Source organism: Aphanizomenon sp. CS-733/32, from assembly GCF_028330045.1.
In the GTDB taxonomy this organism is placed as follows: Bacteria; Cyanobacteriota; Cyanobacteriia; order Cyanobacteriales; family Nostocaceae; genus Dolichospermum; species Dolichospermum gracile.
The window spans coordinates 1-20607 of record NZ_JAQMSE010000022.1; the positions used below are offsets into that span (position 1 = coordinate 1).

Below are 20607 nucleotides of genomic sequence, written 5' to 3' on the forward strand. Positions count from 1 at the left end.
CACTTTATCACACCATTTCGCTTTTAATGCTATTTATTCTCATTAAGCATCTTAATTTTTGAATTGACTTTAGTTATTATGTACTACTTTAAGGGCTTTTTTGATCTGTGACAGTTTGGGGTGCGGAATGTGGGTTTTATTTGCTCCGTCAAATCTTCAAAAGCTACCTTGATTGCATCTGTCATCAAGTCATGCGTAGCTGTAAAAACTATTGTTTGAATCCTACTTTAAAGGATGTTTCCCGATTATTCCACTTGATTTTACCAAGATTATTCCGTTTGATTCTATCAGCTTTGGCACTGTTTCCTTTCTTCGTAGACTTGCTAAAAACTGACCTGATTTTGTTGCGTTTAACTTGTTTAGCTGTTCTATAATCAGTCTCTTCTGTTTGGATTTTACCAAAATCATTACCTAAAAATCTAGCACCATCGTTAGATGATGTGGCATAAACTTCTTTATAACCTCGGTAACATCCAATTATTTTACCCTCGGTCTTTTTTTCGGCTTTTTGGATGTCAGTTGTGTAATGTATTTCCCATCTACCATTGCGCTTGATTAGCCTTAACTGACATTTTAATTCCGTCGGTAAAGTCGTTGGTAACTTGAGAGTTTTACATGGAGTTAATCCGCCAAAACGCAACCAAACCACACCTTTGTATTTAATTAAACCTCTTCTATTGTCCCTAATCTGAGGTACTTTGAGTTTGTATTCAAATAGTATTCGTAATATAAATTTAGATTTTGTTATGAAAATTTACTTAAATCTAGGATGGTTTCCTATTAATTTCTCAATAATTAAGGTTTATTGAGAATATAGGCTCTTTCCAGAAAAGCCTCTAACCCTTTTGAATACTCATTTTTAGCTGGTTCTCTTACATCCAACTCAGGTTTTTATCATACAAAGAACAAGTTCAAAGCCTCTCCCCGTTGCGGGGAGAGGTTTGGAGAGGGGTTTCATATTTGGTTAAACTATTAACCGTTTTCAGTATACATTCTATTTTCCCTAAGTCAGCCCATTCTGCCGTCGTCTTTGGCAAGTTTATCCCATCTCATTAAAGGTATCTTTAAGCACAGAACGCGCTGCTAAATGATTACGAGTAGAAGTGAGAATTTCCGCTTCTCGTTCTAAACGAGCAACTGTATCCTGGATTTCTAATAATGCTTGCTGTTCGGGAGCAACACCATAGAGATTACTCGCTATCCAATAAGATAGTTCTGTGGGTAAATCTGGTAAATCGTTTGGTAATTCAATCTCTTGTTCTGTTAACTTGGACGAAAGACGCACCACATCTCGCAACAGTTGTTCTACCTCAGATGCTAAAGGACGTAAATCCTTAGCTGGTGGTTGGTCTTCAATCCATTCTACCAAACCGACGCGATAGGGCTTTTCGCGGACATATTCTAAAACCCGAAATCTTTGTTGTCCTAAAGCTAATAGCTTGATTCTGTCATCAGGTAGCCGCTGATAATGGAGAATTTCCGCACAACAACCCACATTAGCAATTGTCCCCTTGGTGGGATCAATCATCAATACCCCAAATCGGCGATCGCTCTCCAAAATCGTATTCATCATGATTCTGTAGCGAAACTCAAAAATATGTAAAGGTAATGGTCTAGTCGGAAATAAAACCACTTCTGGTAATGGGAATAGAGGTAGTTCACGCACTGCAATTTTAGAAGAAGATGTCATTGTGAGTATTGTTAGTTAAGTATAAATTGTAGTCTTAAAATATTATATTCTTCCCGACTTTCTCTGTACTTTATTTATATTTTATCATTAAGAAAAGAACAGATCCCCGACTTTTCTAAAAAGTCGGGGATCTTATTTATTGACCAATGACAAACTTACAACTTAACTTCAATATCCACACCAGAAGGCAAATCTAGCTTCATGAGTGCATCAATAGTTTTAGAAGAAGGCTGGTAAATGTCAATAATCCGGCGATGGGTGCGGGTTTCAAAGTGTTCGCGGGAATCTTTATCTACGTGAGGCGATCGCAGTACGCAATATATCTTGCGTTTTGTTGGTAAAGGAATCGGTCCAATAGCTGTGGCGTTAGTCCGGTTAGCGGTGTCTACAATCTTCTCGCAAGATGTATCTAATAAACGTCGGTCAAATGCCTTCAAGCGAATTCTAATCTTCTGCTGTTGTAGAGTTGCCATGTTTAGTTTTCCAGGTTCGGTAAATTTTAGACTTTAGATTTTAGATTGTTAGATGTTAAATTTCATCCCCAATCCAAAATTTAAAATTGTTTATGGGAATAGAAAGGAGCAGAGATTTTAGGATTCATCTCCACTCCTTTTAAATGAGAGCAAAAACGTGAGTGTTATTTCAATATCTTAGCAACAACGCCAGCACCAATAGTCCGGCCACCTTCACGAATAGCGAAGCGCATACCTTCTTCAATAGCGACCGGGTTGATCAATTCTACTGTCACCTTGATGCGATCGCCAGGCATAACCATTTCCACATCTGTACCATCATCAGCAGTAAAGGCTTTGATTGTACCAGTTACATCAGTTGTCCGCACATAGAACTGAGGACGATAACCAGCAAAAAATGGTGTTTTCCGACCACCTTCTTTCTCAGTTAAAACGTAAACTTCGCCTTCAAACTGAGTGTGAGGTGTAATTGAGCCTGGTTTAGCGATTACCATACCGCGCTCAATGTCTTCCTTTTTCATACCGCGTAGTAGTACACCAGCGTTATCGCCAGCCATACCTTCATCAAGACTCTTCTTGAACATCTCGATCCCGGTAACAGTGGTACTACGGGTATCTCTAATACCAATCAATTCCACGTTATCGTTAACCTTAACTTTACCGCGTTCGATCCGTCCAGTAGCCACAGTCCCACGACCCGTGATGGTGAACACATCTTCTACAGCCATCAAGAATGGTTTGTCTATAGCCCTCTCAGGAGTAGGAATATAAGCATCTACAGCATCCATCAATTCATAGATTTTATCTACCCACTTATCTTGGCCACGTTGAATTTTAGGATTAGCGGTCATTGCTTGCAGAGCTTGTAGACCTGAACCTTTGATAATGGGGATATTGTCACCATCAAAATCATAGCTGGTCAATAGTTCCCGCAATTCCATTTCTACCAATTCCATCAATTCCTCGTCATCCATCATATCTTCTTTGTTCAAGAAGACGACCAGACTAGGAACACCCACTTGTTTTGCCAAGAGGATGTGTTCACGGGTTTGGGGCATAGGACCATCAGTAGCAGCAACTACGAGGATGCCTCCATCCATTTGCGCTGCACCAGTGATCATGTTTTTTACATAGTCAGCGTGTCCAGGACAATCTACGTGAGCATAGTGGCGGCTATCGGTTTCATACTCAACGTGGGCTGTGTTGATAGTAATACCCCGTGCTTTTTCTTCGGGTGCATTATCAATTTGATCGTAACCTTTAGCTGTAGCTTGACCATTAGCAGCCAAAGTCATGGTAATAGCTGCTGTTAAAGTAGTTTTACCATGGTCAACGTGACCAACAGTACCGATATTAACGTGAGGTTTATTTCTTTCAAACTTTGCGCGTGCCATGAATAATCGTTTCCTTTTTTAATTAAGCGTTCCCTTTACTTTTGGCAATGATAGTTTCAGCCACACTCCGAGGTACTTCCTCGTATGTACTAAACTCCATCGTAAAGATACCTCGACCTTGGGTTTTCGACCGGATATCAGTGGCATAACCAAACATGGTTGCCAATGGAACTTTCGATACCACTTTTGCCAATCCCTGTTCAGTGCTTTGGCTTTCAATCTGTCCCCGACGGGAGATTAAATCACCAATCACGTTACCAATGTAATCTTCAGGTACTTCTACTTCAACTTTCATAATCGGCTCTAAGAGGACAGGAGAGGCTTTGGCAGCCGCTTCCTTGATTGCCATAGAACCAGCAATTTTGAAAGCCATTTCTGAAGAGTCTACATCATGGTAAGAACCATGTATTAATGTGGCTTTGATATCAATCAGTGGATATCCAGCTAAAATACCAGATTCACAACATTCTTTCATGCCCTGTTCAGCCGGTCCGATGTACTCTTTAGGTACGATCCCACCGACAATTTTAGAAACAAAGACAAAACCTGTACCGGGTTCACCTGGTTCTAAATTGATCACCACGTGACCATACTGACCCTTACCACCACTCTGACGGATAAATTTACCATCAATTTTCTCGACGGCTTTGCGAATGGTTTCGCGGTAAGCCACTTGGGGCGCACCAACGTTTGCTTCGACTTTAAATTCTCGTAACATCCGATCTACAAGAATTTCCAGGTGCAATTCCCCCATGCCCGCAATTACGGTTTGGTTGGTTTCTGGATCAACACGCACACGGAAGGTGGGGTCTTCTTCACTCAAAGATTGCAGAGCTTTGGAAAGCTTGTCCATGTCGTTCTTGGTTTTGGGTTCAACCGCTACCGAGATCACAGGCTCAGGAATAAACAAGGATTCCAAAATCACTGGTGAACCTTCATCACAAAGTGTATCACCTGTCAAGGTGTCTTTTAATCCTAAAGCAGCACCCAAATCACCTGCCCGTAGTTCATCTACGTCTTGTCGGTCATCTGCTTTCATCAGCACTAACCGAGAAATTCGTTCTTTTTTATTCTTGCTGACGTTAAGAACGTAACTACCTTTCTTCAGCACCCCAGAATAAACACGAACGAAGGTGAGGCGACCATAAGGATCAGCCATAATCTTAAATGCCAAAGCTGATAATGGTTCTTCATCATCAGCATGACGTTCTACGGGATCACCGTTGAGTAATGTGCCTTGAATTGGGGGAACTTCCAGTGGTGATGGTAGGTAATCTATTACCGCATCCAACATCAATTGCACGCCTTTGTTCTTAAAGGCTGAACCGCAAAGCACTGGTACGATTGTCCCAGCAATTGTTCCTTTCCGAAGGGCAGCACGGATTTCTGCTTCTGTCAGTTCTTCGCCCTCGAAGTACTTATTCATCAGCGTGTCATCAGTTTCTGATACTGCCTCTACCAACTTGATGCGGTATTGGGCTGCTTTTTCGGCTAGGTCGGCGGGGATTTCTGTGGTTTGGATATCAGTTCCTTGATCGTTTGTGTACATATATGCACACATTTTCACCAAGTCTATAATCCCTTTAAAGTCAGTTTCACTACCGATGGGCAGTTGAATAGCAATGGCGTTAGCTCGCAAGCGATCGCACATCTGGTCATGCACTTTATAGAAGTTCGCACCAGTGCGATCCATCTTGTTAATAAAGGCAATGCGAGGTACTTTATAGCGGTCTGCTTGTCGCCATACTGTTTCTGATTGTGGTTGGACACCACCTACGGAACAAAATACAGCGATTACACCATCTAATACTCGCATGGAACGTTCAACTTCAATAGTGAAATCTACGTGACCTGGAGTATCAATAATGTTAATTTGATGATCATTCCAACTGGTACTAATCGCAGCAGCAGTGATGGTAATTCCCCGCTCCCGTTCTTGTTCCATCCAGTCTGTAACAGCAGTTCCTTCGTGAACTTCGCCAATCTTATGAATGATCCCAGAGTAAAATAATATTCTCTCTGTTGTCGTTGTTTTGCCCGCATCTATATGCGCCGCAATACCGATATTGCGTACTTTCTCTAGCGGGTTCGTGCGTGCCACAGTTACCTCCTAACGTTGTCGCCTCATGATATCTCGTATATTACTCTTTGTTAAGATTCTATACTTTTACGGAAAACCGTCTTTTTTTTGTGAGCCTAGTACCGCAGAGCGGAAGTCAAAAGTCAAAAATCAAAAGTCAAAATTAAGACTGTATAGGCTTTTTGGCTTTTGGAAATGGTTGGTTTATTGACGCTGTGCTATATGTACCAGTCAGATACTTGCCAATCTTTGGGCATTAGCTATAAATTCTACGATATACCGCACACGAGAAGACGATATATCGTTTTTCTAGTTAGTAACGATAATGTGCAAACGCTTTGTTTGCTTCTGCCATCCGGTGTGTTTCTTCGCGCTTACGAATAGCACTACCAGTTTCATTCGCAGCATCCATTAACTCATTAGCTAGTCTCCCAGCCATAGTTCTTCCTGGACGTTGGCGAGAATACTGCACCAACCACCGCAATGCTAGGGTAGTACCGCGATCTGTACGTACTTCCATTGGTACTTGGTAGGTTGCTCCACCAACTCGGCGAGCTTTTACTTCTACTAATGGTGTAGCGTTACGCACTGCTTTTTCAAAAGTTTCTAATGGACTTCCACCAGTGCGTTCTTCAATAGTTTTCAAAGCGTCATAAACTATCCTTGCGGCAATTGATTTTTTGCCATGACGCATTATCCGTCGCATCATCATGCTGATCAAGCGACTATTATACACTGAGTCAGGCGGGACTGCGCGCCTTTGACTAACACCACGACGAGACATACTTCATCCTTGAATACCGAATTTGACCACGAAATTATATGCTATCAGAACACAGGAAACTAAAGGCGGTTTAATTAGCCGCTGATTTTTCCTACATTTTCCTTTATCGCTTGCGCCATGCTATCGCTGTCAGTTAAGAGGAGGCTGAATTAATTCACTTGTTATCTGCTACCAGACACAGAAGACGACAACTTGATCAACTTTAAAATTTAGATTAAAGTGCTGTTATCGTTTACAAGATTATCCTCTCCAAACTCATACAACTTTTTTTTATGCCAGATCCAGTTTGATTTTCTTAAAAAAATTCGTTACTGCTGGTTTTTATGCAGTTGGCAGGTAGGACGATTAACCGTATTTGACGCGATTAACCGCCACTTACCTATTTTTTACCTGCTTTTGGGAGCTTAGTTCCATATTTGGAACGGCCTTGTTTCCGGTCTTTAACTCCGGCTGTATCTAATGTGCCACGAATAATGTGGTATCTAACTCCGGGCAAGTCTTTGACCCGACCACCACGAATCATAACTACGGAGTGTTCTTGTAAGTTATGACCGATACCTGGGATGTAAGCTGTTACTTCAAATCCAGAGGTAAGTCTTACCCTGGCTACCTTACGGAGTGCTGAGTTAGGCTTTTTAGGTGTAGTTGTGTATACTCTGGTGCAAACGCCTCGACGTTGCGGACATTGCTTCAGAGCAGGGGACTTGGTTTTCTGACGCGCTAGTTCGCGTTCACTACGTATTAGCTGCTGTATTGTTGGCATGAGTTACAGCGCGTGAAGCTGCTTTATGATCTAAGTTTTAACAAATCCTGATTATATCTTTTTTCCTGATTTTCTGTCAATCAATTTTAGGAGGGAATAGGGAACAGGGGAAGTTGGGGGAGTAGGGGAAGTAGGGGGGAGAAAGAATTCTCCCAATGACAACTGACAACTGACCAGTGACCAATGACTACTGACTAATAGAGAAAGAATTACCACAACTACAGATTGATGTTGCTTGAGGGTTGTGAAAGCGAAAACCCCCACCCATCAAATCTTCTGAATAATCTATGGATAACCCATTAATGTAATTTAGGCTTTCTGGGTCTATAATTACGGGAATATCATGGAACTCTAAAACCTGATCTTGAGGTTGTACTGTTGCATCAAAAGCCAAATCATAAAACAAATCAGCACAACCTCCAGATTTGACTCGCAAGCGAAATAGGGTATCTGATGGTTGTTGAGATTTTAAGCGCCCGATTTCATTAATGGCTGTTGGACTGAAATGAATCATGGAATTTTCTTATTAGTCAGTTGTCAGTTGTTCGTCGTTCGTTGTCCGTTGTCCGTTGCAAAAGAATATTTCTCTCCCCTGCCCCCTGCCCCCTGCTCCCCTGCCTACTTTTCCGAACGGGCATAATCATCTTGATAGCGAATAATATCATCTTCTCCGAGATATTCGCCATTTTGGACTTCAATTAAAACCAAGGGAATCACACCGGGATTTTCTAACCGATGGGTTGTACATTGGGGGACATAGGTTGATTGATTATTGCTTAATAAGATTTCTCTGTCGCCACAAACTACTTTAGCTGTACCGGAAACAACAATCCAGTGTTCACTGCGGTGGTGGTGCATTTGTAAGCTGAGGCGATGTCCAGGCTTTACTTCAATTCGTTTAATTTTATATCCGCGCCCTTCTTCTAAGACTGTGAAAGAACCCCAAGGACGTAACTCACCAGCGGCAATACTTCTAGAATTAATTGTTGGTTGCAGAGTGAGAGTATTTGGGGCAGTTTCTGATAATTTAGCCATAGTTACCTCAGATGAAGACATAACAAACCTGTTTTTAGGGGGAACAGTTGATGGAAAAGGGACAATATTTAGCCACTTTGATAAAGATAGCAAAACTCACCATTGAACGGGAAAGTCCCTTGGGGAAACTAATTTGTCTACATAAAGTCTTCATCAAAAAAATAATGGATTCTCTGAATTTTTGTTAGCGACTAGCAGCTTTTGGTGATATGAAAATCCCAATACCATTGTGAACACGGGCTGCTGTGTTAGGAGAACGGTCAACTAACTGACCGCCTAAATAAAGACTGGTAGAACTACCACCGTCTAAATTTAAAGCATTAATACAACCCATTGTTTGCATTAATTTTGCTTGTTCTGCCAAAGTTGGACCACCACCACCAGCCCGACTATGTACAGCAGCAATCATAAGATTACCTGTGGAAGTGGTACAAATACTGCTGCGAACTGCTTGACTTGTCATGAAAGCAGGGCTGAATGTTTCTGCTGGTCCATCTAGAACTATTTGCCGATTTTGGACTAATAGGGGACCTGCACCAATAATGTGGGGGTAGCGACTAAATTCAGGTGTGGTGGTGGCGCTGGTAAGGGAGATTTTTGTACCAATGGGTAGTTGTGGAGTCTGGTTACGGAAGATGAGGAGATAACCATTTTCGGGAATGGGAATGGTAGTTATACCACTTTTACCTCCTGCTAACTGATTGGTTACTTGATTGTTTTCGACAACTACGATAGTTTCATTATCAGCTAAAGGTGTGTAAGTATTTCCCCAGGCTGGAGTATAACGAGCGATACCGCGTTGAACATAGCCAGTATTAAGTAGGGAAATAGGCAAACGGTTATTATTGTTGGTAAGGAGGGTTTCTGTGAGGGTGAGGCGACCAAAATAGAATTGTCCGTTATTATTCCACGCGATCGCTCCTCGGTTGAGAATTGGACCGGATATCCATTGATTATCTTGCCGAATTGCCCCTAAAGGTAATCTATTATTGCGGTTAAAATAACCACCATTAATTGCGGCTACTGCTAAGTAATTTTGAGCAGTTTGGATTAAAGGGGCTGTACCAGTTAATGTTTGCGGATTAGTTAATATAGGCTTAATGCTTAATCCCATTGCACGAGGATTAATATCTAACCAAACCACAGGAAAGCGATCCGTTCCTAAAGTTACCCACTGCTGTCGCCATTGTAATCCCTGCACCCAAGTAATAGTTTTTTCCACCATTGCATCAGGTCTAATATCTATCACTAAGCGGTTGGGTTGGGGAATAGTGCTAACTTGTACAGACAGACCAAAGGGAACACTCAAACGAACAATTGTTTGATTATTCACTAATTCCACTTTTTGAATTATTGATGGGGGAGTTGGTTGTGTAGTAGGTTGAGAGTTATAGCGTTGTATTAAAGCCGGATCAGCAGTACCATCTAGGGTGATAGTCCATTCTCGATTGGGTGGTGTGGTAGATTTAGGGATAATCTCATCAGGATCTACTACTCTTTTAACTGGTAATTCTTGGCGAATTTGCCAAGGAGTCGCCATATCCAAATCTAAAACAACCCTATCTCCTTTTGGTTGTTTACCTACGCGAATGTTTTTGAGTTGGGAAGGAGGAGTAACAACTACCAAGGTATTGCCATTGGCTTGAATTTTCCATCCCCCTTTAAGTGCTAATTGAGTAATGTCTAAATAGCGATATCCTCCACTAAGATATGTATTAAGAATGGGGGGATTTGTCAAGCCAGAAAACCATTGGACTGGTTGTTTACTAGGATTACTACTATTGAGTAGATTTATTCCTAGCAGTTGCTTAAGTGCGCCATCACTCAGATAAGTTTGTCCTCTAACGGTGGTTGTTGTTGGCTGTAACCATGCACCTGGTAAAGTCCGGCCATTGAGAATAATTTGATTACCAGCACTAACCGCATTGGGAACGGGCGTTGGTAAACTAGGAGTATCTTGAGCCAATGCCCCATAAGTAGCAGTCAAACACAGCGCTGTTGACAGTAGCGGTAATACAGAATTCAGTATTTTCAGAATCATTGACTCGGTATGTGGGAACGTGATTATGCAAAACCCAGCGATTAGAAATCGCGGCTACACAGGCAAAACCCACCTTCGTGGGTTAAAAACCTTGACTTTTCATTAGTCCACGTTAGCGTAGCGTTCCGAAGGAATAGGTGGACTTCGTTTGTGTAGTAGCGAATTATATTCGCCATGAACTTTTCAAACATCCTCTAACGAAAATTTATCAGAAAATTTAAAAAATAATTACCTTTTTTAGAAATATTCGTGATACTATTTAAACTGGGTCTTTGTCTCTTATTCAAAGTAGCAAACAGCTATCATGCTAAAAATACTGACCGCAATTGTTTTAAATAATACAGATTAATTGGAGACTGTTATGATATTGTTGGGGGTTAAAGCTCAAATTCGGACACCCTCATCTCTGAAATTTTAGGTTTTGGGGTTTGAATCTAAAATCTAAAGTTCCTGTGGTTGATAATAAATAAACAGCCAAAATACAGGGAAAAATAGATATGTTTTAGGAATTGTCAAATGGGCATATAGTGAAAATAGGCTAATTTTCGGGAGCTATCAGTAATCAGCTAAGAACAAGAATAGCTTGCATGGTGATCAGCCGTGAGCAAAAAACTGCAAACTTCAAAACCGTTGCATTTACAGGTTCTTCTGGATTAGGGTAGTTTGTCTTTACAGTGCATTAAACAAATAAAAAATAAATAGGCATTGGTAGCACAGCTTTGGTTAAAAGTCAAGCCAAGATTGTTATCTCTAAACTTTGGTAATTACAGCAGATTGCAGATTAATGAGGTACAGGATCTAAATTCAAAGCCGGACAGCAAGCCAGTTTTATTCCTGACTCCTAACTCTGTGACTCCTGCTGTATATATTTTTATCCAGTGCCAAAACTGAGAAAATTTCCCTCTAGCAGTAATAACAACATCTGTACCTCACCATTTTCAGGAATAGAGTATGAATCATCAACCATCAAATCAGGGTCAGCAAATTACAGTGTCAGATACTAATTTTTCAGATGCATATCCAGGGCAAAAATGGTTAGTAGAAGAAAGGGATGCTTGTGGAGTCGGGTTTATTACCCATCGTCAAAATATTGCCAGTCATGAAATTTTGGATAAAGCTTTAACTGCTTTAACTTGCTTAGAACATAGAGGGGGTTGTAGTGCTGACCAAGATTCTGGAGATGGTGCGGGGATATTAACAGCGATTCCTTGGGAATTATTGGCACAAGATAACAATCATGGCATTGATTTTGCCAAGTTGAGTAATATGGCTGTGGGGATGGTATTTTTTCCCCAAGATAAAATAGCCGCCAAAGCTGCTAAAACTGCATTTGAGCAAATAGCAGCAGAAGAAAAATTAACTATTCTGGGCTGGCGAGTAGTTCCAGTACGTCCTGAAGTATTAGGGGTACAAGCAAAAGAAAATCAGCCGCAAATAGAACAAGTGATCATTTATTGTGCTGATAAAAGCGGCGATGAGCTAGAAAGAGAATTGTACATTGCCCGTCGTCGAATTATGCAAGCGGGCAGAAAAATTTCTGAAGATTTCTATGTTTGTTCTTTGTCTAGTCGCACAATTGTTTATAAAGGCATGGTGCGTTCCGCTGTTTTGGGGGATTTTTACGAAGACTTAAAAAATCCGGCTTTTAAAGTGGCATTTGCGGTATATCATCGCCGCTTTAGTACCAATACTATGCCTAAATGGCCGTTAGCCCAACCTATGCGGCTATTAGGTCATAATGGAGAAATTAATACTCTGTTGGGGAATATTAATTGGATGATGGCACGGGAAGCTACTTTGAGTCATCCGATTTGGGAAGATAGGTTTGAGGAACTCAAGCCAGTGGTGAACATTGACAATAGTGATTCCGCTACTTTAGATAATGTACTAGAGTTGTTGGTGCGATCGGGACGTAGCCCCTTAGAAGGGTTAATGATGATGGTTCCCGAAGCTTACAAAAATCAACCTTCCTTGGCTGAATATCCCGAAATTGTGGATTTTTATGAATATTACAGCGGTTTGCAAGAAGCATGGGATGGACCTGCGCTGTTAGTATTTAGCGATGGCAAAAAAGTTGGAGCGACATTAGATCGTAATGGTTTAAGACCTGCGCGTTATGTCATTACCAAAGATGATTATATTGTTGTTGCCTCCGAAGCTGGAGTTGTGGATTTCCCAGAAGAAAACATTCTCGAAAAAGGTAGACTGGGACCTGGACAAATGATTGCGGTGGATTTAAACAACCAGGAAATTTTAAAGAACTGGGAGATTAAACAGCGCATTGCTAAACAACATCCTTATGGGGAATGGTTGCAACAACACCGTCTGGAATTGAGGAACTTAGTTAAAGTCCATATATTAGTTAATGGTAACGGTAATGGACACCATAGCCTCAGTAATGGCAATGGACATTTATCACCAACTCCTGAGAAAATTGATACGCAACTGTTATTACAGCAGCAAATAGCCTTTGGTTACACCATAGAAGATGTAGAAATGGTGATTCATCCTATGGCTAGTACCGGTGCAGAAGCAACTTTCTGTATGGGGGATGATATTCCTTTGGCTGTATTGTCAGAAAAACCCCATTTGCTGTATGACTATTTTAAACAGCGATTTGCCCAAGTTACTAACCCAGCCATTGACCCATTACGGGAAAAGTTGGTGATGTCTTTAACTGTGGAGTTGGGTGAAAAGGGGAATTTATTAGAACCTAAACCAGAATACGCCCGCAGACTCAAATTGGAGTCACCCGTCCTGACTCAGACAGAATTAGAAACTATTAAGTTGTCAGGATTTGCAACGGCTGAATTGTCAACTTTATTTCCCATAGCCACAGGACCAGATGGTTTAAAAACGGCTGTGGAATCTTTGCAAGAACAAGCTGCGGAATCGGTGCGGGCTGGTGCGAAGATTCTCATATTAAGTGACAGAACAGATACAGGGATTGCGGCAGAATATACTTATATTCCTCCTTTATTAGCCATTGGTGCGGTTCACCATCACTTAATCCGTGAAGGGTTACGGATGAAAACATCCTTAATTGTGGATACAGCCCAATGTTGGAGTACCCATCATTTTGCTTGTTTGCTGGGTTATGGTGCGGGGGCAGTTTGTCCTTACATGGCCCTAGATACTGTTACCGCTTGGTGGGCTGAACCCAAAACCCAACAGTTTATGGAAAGGGGTAAAATCGCCAGACTGACTTTAGATCAAGCCGTAGAAAATTATCGCAAAGCTGTAGAATCTGGGTTGCTGAAAATCCTCTCGAAGATGGGAATTTCTCTACTTTCCAGCTATCAAGCGGCGCAAATATTTGAAGCTATTGGGATTGGTGGTGATTTGTTGGCTTTGGGTTTCCGGGGAACAACTTCCCGCATTGGTGGTTTAAGTGTGAGTGAGTTAGCGCAAGAGGTGTTATCTTTCCACCGTAAGGCTTTCCCGGAATTGACGGCGAAGAAGTTGGAAAACTTAGGTTTTGTGCAATACCGTCCCGGTGGTGAATACCACATGAATAGCCCAGAATTGGCGAAGTCGCTGCATAAGGCGGTTAATGGTAAGCAGTATGACCATTATGAAGTTTATAAACAACATCTGCACAATCGTCCGGTAACGGCGTTGCGTGATTTGCTAGATTTCCATAGCGAGCGCTCGTCAATTCCTCTAGAAGAGGTAGAATCAGTTAGTGATATTGTGAAGCGTTTCTGTACGGGTGGGATGTCTTTAGGGGCGTTATCCCGGGAGGCACATGAAACTTTAGCGATCGCTATGAATCGCATTGGTGGTAAATCTAATTCTGGTGAAGGTGGGGAAGATCCCGTTCGTTACAATATTTTGAGAGATGTGGATACTAACGGTAAATCGCCTACTCTCCCCCATCTCAATGGGTTGCGAAATGGTGACACGGCTGCAAGTGCCATTAGACAAATTGCATCAGGACGCTTCGGTGTTACGCCCCAATACTTAGCTACAGCCCAACAACTGGAAATTAAAATTGCCCAAGGTGCAAAACCAGGGGAAGGTGGACAACTACCTGGACCGAAAGTAAGCCCCTATATTGCCATGTTGCGCCGTTCTAAGCCCGGTGTCACATTGATTTCACCACCACCCCACCATGATATTTATTCCATTGAAGACTTAGCCCAGTTAATTTTTGACTTGCACCAAATTAACCCTAAAGCCCAAGTTTCCGTGAAATTAGTGGCAGAAATCGGGATTGGCACAATTGCGGCGGGTGTAGCTAAAGCTAACGCCGATATTATCCAAATTTCGGGACATGATGGCGGTACTGGTGCATCACCCCTTTCTTCAATTAAACACGCGGGTAGTCCTTGGGAATTGGGGTTAACGGAAGTACATCGGGTATTGATGGAAAACAGTTTGCGCGATCGCGTCATCTTGCGTGTAGATGGTGGTCTCAAAAGCGGCTGGGATGTCCTGATTGGGGCGTTAATGGGGGCAGAGGAGTTTGGGTTCGGTTCCATAGCCATGATTGCGGAAGGCTGCATTATGGCGCGGATTTGCCACACTAATAATTGTCCTGTGGGTGTAGCTTCTCAGAAGGAAGAACTGCGGAAACGCTTTACTGGCATTCCTGAACACGTTGTTAACTTCTTCTACTTCATTGCGGAAGAGGTGCGGAGTCTGTTGGCTAAATTGGGCTATCGTTCTTTATCAGAGGTAATTGGTAGGGCTGATTTATTAACAGTACGTTCTGAAATCAAATTGAATAAAACCCAGGCTTTGAATTTAGATTGTTTAACTAAACTACCAGATGCGAAAGTTAATCGCAGTTGGTTAACACATGAGAAGGTTCATAGCAATGGACCTGTTTTAGATGATCAATTACTAGCTGATGCCGATATTCAAGCTGCTATTGGCAATCATGGCACAGTTAGTAAAACCCTCCCGGTTGTAAATACCGATAGAACAGTTGGTGCAAGGTTAACTGGGGCGATCGCTCATAAATACGGTGACGACGGCTTTAAGGGGCAAATTAACCTCAATTTCGAGGGTAGTGTAGGGCAAAGCTTCGGTGCATTTAACCTCGATGGTGTCACCCTCACCCTAGTTGGTGAAGCTAACGACTATGTAGGCAAAGGTATGAACGGTGGGGAGATTATTATTAAGCCCCCAACCAATGCCACCTACAACCCAGCCCAAAACGTAATTGTGGGGAATACTTGCCTTTATGGTGCAACAGGTGGGGCGTTATTTGCCAATGGGTTGGCTGGAGAACGGTTTGCGGTGCGGAACTCTAAAGGAACAGCGGTAATTGAAGGGGCTGGAGATCACTGCTGCGAGTATATGACTGGTGGTGTAATTGTGGTTCTGGGTAAAGCAGGCCGCAACGTGGGTGCAGGTATGACAGGCGGTTTAGCTTATTTCCTTGATGAAGTAAGTAATTTCCCTGATTTTGTCAATCATGCCATTGTCAAAGTGCAACGGGTTGTCAGTGAGGCGGGAGTAAACCAATTATATGAGTTAATTCAAACTCATGCCCGGAAAACTGGTTCACCCAAGGCACAGGAAATTATTGCTAATTGGGAATCATACTTACCTAAATTCTGGCAATTAGTACCACCTTCTGAATCTGATAGTCCAGAAGCCAAAGTAGCAGAAAAACAATTGAGTTCTGTGTAATTTGTCTGAATCAGGATGTCCAGGATTTGAGGATTTCCAGGACTTAATTAAATACTTTATCCTGTTTATCCTTACGCACTTGTTAACCCTATTTTGGGCGCAGGGTCTGCGCCCCTACTGGCTTTGGTTATAAAATATTTGGATTTAATGTAGGGGTAGCGCCTCCGTGCCTATCCCGGTATTTGGGGCAACCACGGGGGGTTTGCCCCTACAAAATTGATTGGTTTAGTAATTTTGAAAATGTTCAATGAATAGAGTTGGTTGTAGCCAATTTTTTACCGTAACTAATAGCAATAAAGCCGGTTACATACATAAATAAACTGTAAACCGCAGCCGGTACTGCCATATCAGGATTGTTGAGTAGTCCAGCCGTAATTGCGATCGCTAATGTGCCATTCTGAATACCAACCTCGATGGCAATGCAGATTTGTTGAGGAGGATTGAGTTTAAACACCTTGCTAATATAAAATCCCGCCAAGATTGAGATCACATTTAACAGCACAACCGCAACTCCAACTTGGAGAATAAATTCGGGGATACTGTTCCACTCACGAATGATGAGCATGAGTATAATTAGCGCCAGCAAACCAACTGCGAGGCGGTTAGTCAGTTTTTCCAAACGACGGGCGATTTCGGGAAATAGCTGCCCCATTCCCATTCCCAATCCGATAGGCAAAAGCGTCATCAGAAAAATTTGTCCTATTGTTGCCCGAATAATACAAAAAGATAATATCAGACTGTGATTTCCTTCTAGATAACAGGGGTCAATGGTGGAACATCTGCAAACTGGTAACTTATGATTAGCGATCGCATAGGACACAATTGCGAGAAACTAAGAATAGGTCTATTAAAATTAGGAGAATCTCATGGCTTGGACTCAAGTTTTAGCTGCTAACGCACTGACTGCTGGTGCGCGGGAAGTAGTCAAAGTGGGCGATCGCAAGATCTTACTCTTAAACCACGAAAATCAGCTTTATGCTGTAGATGATACCTGCCCTCACTTAAAAATGTCTTTGAAAAAAGGAAAAATTGAAGATGGGGCGATAGTTTGTCCCTTCCACCGCAGTGCATTTGACTTGGGTAATGGAGAAGTAAAAACTTGGTGTCCCTTCCCACCCGTAGTTGGTAAATTACTGTCAATGGTTTCCTCGGAAAAAACCCTACCAACCTATCCTATCAAAGTGGAAGCAGGCAACATTTTAATTGATGTCTAACCAGCTATAATAGCAAAAGTAGCGGCGCAGGGCCTGCGCCCATAAATCTGAATTTCACGATTAATTGATATCCTAACTACCTTGTCCGGTTCTCACTTTCTCATTTTTCTCGTTCCCATACTCTGTATCCCACATTCTGCACCCACAACTGTCACACCCCAAGGAAAATCCCGTGAAAACTCATAAAAACTTGAATGGTAGTTTTGGTTTTGTCACCTTATTCATCTTAATTCACCTTAAAAATGAGTTTAAACATCTTTGACAAACTCCGTCAAGAATCTAAACGCCTTCAAAATATAATTGGCGCAATCTTGGGGCGAACTATTATAAAATGATGGCCATGCACTGGCTTTATCTTCATCATAATAATTGCTACGATGGGGATGATTTTCCAACCACGCTAACCGGACTGCGTGACCGATTAACACATCTAAAACTATATATTCCTCAATTTGCAACTTAGGGTTATTAGCCACGATTGCAGCCAATTCCATCAAGGCTTCTACATTAACTTGGCGATATTCTGGAGCTTCAATTTTATTCAGCAAATGTTCAACTAATAAAGCAAAATTTCTTTCTCCTGCTGTCATTTCCGAAAGCATAATTTCACTTTCTAACCGATTTCGGCGTTCCAATTTATCGCCAATAACTAAACCTTTGCAATGCTGCATTAATAGCCAAACTTGTTTAAAAAAGTCTTTGGGTACGCGATTTAATGCCCCTTCTGCTTGACGAAATCTCCGCCAACCATCAGGAGGAACTTCGGCTTCTTCACTAATTACAGGTAGGACAACCCAAGCAATATCACTTTCTTTTTGTTTAACGTGCAATGATTCCTGTTGACGTAATAAACTACTCACCCCACTGTATCCAGTTAACACTTGACGCAACCGCATTTTTACTTCAAAAGGTGATAGCTGCATTAATCTTTCATAAGCTTCATCTTGGGTGAGGATGAATTCTCTGGCTATGTCGCTAGTAATTAAAAGAATCAAATAACCGACTCTTAATGTCAGAAATCCCCGAAATAATTCTGGTTCTGATTTGATTAATACACCAAGATAAATGAGAATTTCTTGGGTTAAAACTCTATCTCGTATATCCTCACGACAAAAGTTATTAATTTTCTCAGTAATTTCACTTCCAGATATAGGAACAACTATCAAAGAAGCTTGACTATAAGCCCTCCCAACTGCAATTTGCTTACCTTGCACCAAAATACTCGTTATCGCGTCTGATAAGCCAATATCGAGCATTTGGCGTAAACCCGCAGCCCGTCGCACCACCGCCCACAAACCTAAATCCCCGGCTTTAGTATAAACTTCATCAAGTAAATCGGCTACAGTGACAGCATGGGTAGGACCCGCATAGCCTGTATCAAATTCTAAACCCTGTAACCGAGTTAAAGTTTGCAGTAATTCAATTTGCTCATAAATATTTTCTGATGAGCGCAAATATTTTAATAATAAATCTAAGTTAGTTTCGCATTCCATTTGGAATTCTTGGGTATGTCCCAAAGACCAACTTTTTTCTAAATGAGAAGTCAGGTAATAACAACGGATTCCCCGATTTGCAACTGAGGATTGAGAGAATTGTGCATCTGACAAAAAATCAATTCTTTGAATTGCTGCTGTCAGCATTAATTGATTGAGTTTTCCTAATTTTACCTTGACTCCGTTACAAATACCATCTTTGAGTTCTTGCATTAATTCTAATAATGCTTCAGAACCAGTTTCTAGCATAGTTCGAGTAATCATTAAAGTCAAAGTCGGACGACCTAAATCACTCCAGTATTTTTGAATATAAGCCAATTCACCTCTAATTTGATCTACTAAAAAATGATAATCAAGAGTTAAATAAAACTGTTGAGAATCTAGAAATGATGGTAAAAAGACAACTGTTTGCTCTCGAATCCGAAAGAATCTTGATATCGTTAAACTTCTCAGTCTTCGCAAAGGACGACCCGTTAAACCCAATTGATCATTTCTGCCAATTTGCGTATAAATTTGGGAAAGTTCTTCGGATTTTCTAATTTGAATTGGTGCAACTTGGGTAGGAGTTTGAGTTTCAATTCCATATATTTCTAATTGCGTTTGTAGAGCTTCATCTTCTGCTATTAAAGCAATTTGAACTAAAGCACTGCGCTGTTTTCCGACGTTTAAATGTCTTCCTAAAGGATCAATATCTCCCAACGAGATTAAGCCTTCGCTTAACATTTTACCCAAATAATATAAGCTTTGCGCCCAAACTAAAGGAATATTTTCATTTGGTAATCTTAACTGAGACTGAGGATTTAATTTCTCAGCTTCTATATTTTCTTCAGGAACATAATAAATTTCTGGTAATAGCTGTAACCCATTCTGTTCTACCAACAATGATTCTAAAAGTTGCTGATATTTCTCAATTTGTGCTTGTTCACCCCGAAATAAACCATCAAGAACTAAATAAGTGAAAAATAAGGGCCATTCACATTCAATATGTTCAAATTGTTTAAGTTCACCAGGTTCATAGTGGAGGCGTTCTGTGTCTTCTAAAACGGTTTGATGTCCATCTCGCAAAAACCGTTTACAACCATATTTTCCCTCAAGTTTACTAATAATTTCATTCAAGGTGCGTTCTCGTAACTGCTCATCTTTCACCGCAAAAGCAGGATAACTAATAATACTTAATAACGCGGCATCAATTTCTTTAGAACCTGATTCTCTAGGTAATAATGATTCTAAAGTAATTCTGGCTCTAGCAATTTCATCTGGTAAAACATGAATTACTGATGCTTGACTACCATGAACACCAAATAAGTTTAATCCATTTATAGATTCTAAAGCTGCTTTAGCCATTCCCAAGGAACTAGCGTTTAATTCTGCACTACCATGATTAATTTTATTTCCCCGTTCCCAAATACCAAAATCCGGTGTTCTATAAGCTCGACCAATATAATAAACTAGGTTTTGGACAAAGTTCACTTCATCCAATGTAAAAATAATTGATAATCCACTGGCGGTCATTTGTGCCAACATTAATAAAAATATAGATGTCGCGTCAAGCTGCAAATGTCCCCATTCATCATCACCGACGACTATATCACCTGTAGCTGTATTATATTTGGCGTGAAGTCCATCTAATAGAGATTGTGTATGTTTAAATTTTTCAACTTTATGAGATTGTCGCATCATAGAAAACAACAACCCCCGCATTAGCTTGACTACACTATGCTCTAGTTCATAAGTTCGCCCATCATCATGATCTAATTTGCGATAGGCTAAAGCTAAACCCCAAACTGCTAAAATACTATACACATTATCTCGCACCCAGGCATCCGTATAATCTCCATGAGCAGTAATAGCGGTACTCGCTGGTAATAAACCAGTAATGGGGTTTTGACGCGCTAAAATAATTGTCTTGATTTGCTGATAGTAAAAATCTAAGGAAGTTGGGGATGTGGTAGATGTAGTCATTATGCCGCTTTTACAGTGTGAGTTTGGAGATAGGG

The 20607-nt window shown here is 41.1% G+C and carries 13 protein-coding genes and 1 pseudogene; 2 read left to right on the plus strand and 12 right to left on the minus strand.

Features of this window, described 5'->3' with window-relative positions:
* Window positions 1–208 precede the first annotated feature (208 nt).
* The 10 genes from PN471_RS01680 to PN471_RS01725 form a co-directional block, all read right to left on the minus strand.
* The gene (locus tag PN471_RS01680; protein ID WP_271775402.1) at window positions 209–649 is read right to left on the minus strand and encodes a hypothetical protein; all 441 of its coding nucleotides are present in this window, start codon (window positions 647–649) and stop codon (window positions 209–211) included.
* Window positions 650–1039: 390 nt separating this feature from the next.
* Window positions 1040–1690, minus strand: a complete 651-nt coding sequence (locus tag PN471_RS01685; RefSeq protein WP_193898336.1) for an LON peptidase substrate-binding domain-containing protein — start codon at window positions 1688–1690, stop codon at window positions 1040–1042.
* A 155-nt stretch (window positions 1691–1845) separates the two neighbouring features.
* Entirely contained in the window at window positions 1846–2163 is a 318-nt protein-coding gene (rpsJ, locus tag PN471_RS01690) for a 30S ribosomal protein S10 (protein ID WP_015113498.1), read from the minus strand.
* Between the two features lie 164 nt (window positions 2164–2327).
* Entirely contained in the window at window positions 2328–3557 is a 1230-nt protein-coding gene (gene tuf, locus PN471_RS01695) for an elongation factor Tu (RefSeq protein ID WP_271775403.1), read from the minus strand.
* Window positions 3558–3579: 22 nt separating this feature from the next.
* Window positions 3580–5658, minus strand: coding sequence for an elongation factor G (fusA, locus tag PN471_RS01700; RefSeq protein WP_271775404.1), 2079 nt, complete (start codon window positions 5656–5658; stop codon window positions 3580–3582).
* Window positions 5659–5950: 292 nt separating this feature from the next.
* Entirely contained in the window at window positions 5951–6421 is a 471-nt protein-coding gene (gene rpsG, locus PN471_RS01705; protein ID WP_027402058.1) for a 30S ribosomal protein S7, read from the minus strand.
* Window positions 6422–6800: 379 nt separating this feature from the next.
* Window positions 6801–7184, minus strand: a complete 384-nt coding sequence (gene rpsL, locus PN471_RS01710; protein WP_015078104.1) for a 30S ribosomal protein S12 — start codon at window positions 7182–7184, stop codon at window positions 6801–6803.
* A 187-nt stretch (window positions 7185–7371) separates the two neighbouring features.
* Window positions 7372–7698: a HesB/IscA family protein gene (locus PN471_RS01715; protein WP_271775405.1), complete on the minus strand. Its 327-nt coding sequence runs from the start codon at window positions 7696–7698 to the stop codon at window positions 7372–7374.
* 104 nt (window positions 7699–7802) lie between these two features.
* A complete protein-coding gene (locus tag PN471_RS01720) occupies window positions 7803–8219 on the minus strand; it encodes a phosphomannose isomerase type II C-terminal cupin domain (protein ID WP_193896737.1) in 417 nt (138 codons plus the stop codon).
* 184 nt (window positions 8220–8403) lie between these two features.
* On the minus strand, window positions 8404–10260 hold the full coding sequence (locus tag PN471_RS01725; RefSeq protein ID WP_271775406.1) for a phosphodiester glycosidase family protein: 1857 nt from the start codon (window positions 10258–10260) through the stop codon (window positions 8404–8406).
* Window positions 10261–11211: 951 nt separating this feature from the next.
* Between PN471_RS01725 and PN471_RS01730 the strand changes: the two genes are divergently transcribed.
* On the plus strand, window positions 11212–15903 hold the full coding sequence (locus tag PN471_RS01730; RefSeq protein ID WP_271775407.1) for a glutamate synthase-related protein: 4692 nt from the start codon (window positions 11212–11214) through the stop codon (window positions 15901–15903).
* Between the two features lie 244 nt (window positions 15904–16147).
* Here PN471_RS01730 and PN471_RS01735 read toward each other — a convergent pair.
* Window positions 16148–16618, minus strand: a pseudogene (locus tag PN471_RS01735) (bile acid:sodium symporter family protein); the annotation flags it as partial.
* A gap of 151 nt (window positions 16619–16769) precedes the next feature.
* Here PN471_RS01735 and PN471_RS01740 point away from each other — a divergent pair.
* Complete coding sequence (locus tag PN471_RS01740) at window positions 16770–17117, plus strand: Rieske (2Fe-2S) protein (protein WP_193896730.1); 348 nt, start codon at window positions 16770–16772, stop codon at window positions 17115–17117.
* Between the two features lie 248 nt (window positions 17118–17365).
* Here the strand turns inward: PN471_RS01740 and PN471_RS01745 are convergent, their stop codons facing one another.
* Window positions 17366–20572 carry a glycoside hydrolase family 15 protein gene (locus PN471_RS01745; protein WP_271775408.1) on the minus strand — a complete coding sequence of 1069 codons (3207 nt, stop codon included), beginning with the start codon at window positions 20570–20572 and terminating at the stop codon, window positions 17366–17368.
* Window positions 20573–20607 lie beyond the last annotated feature (35 nt).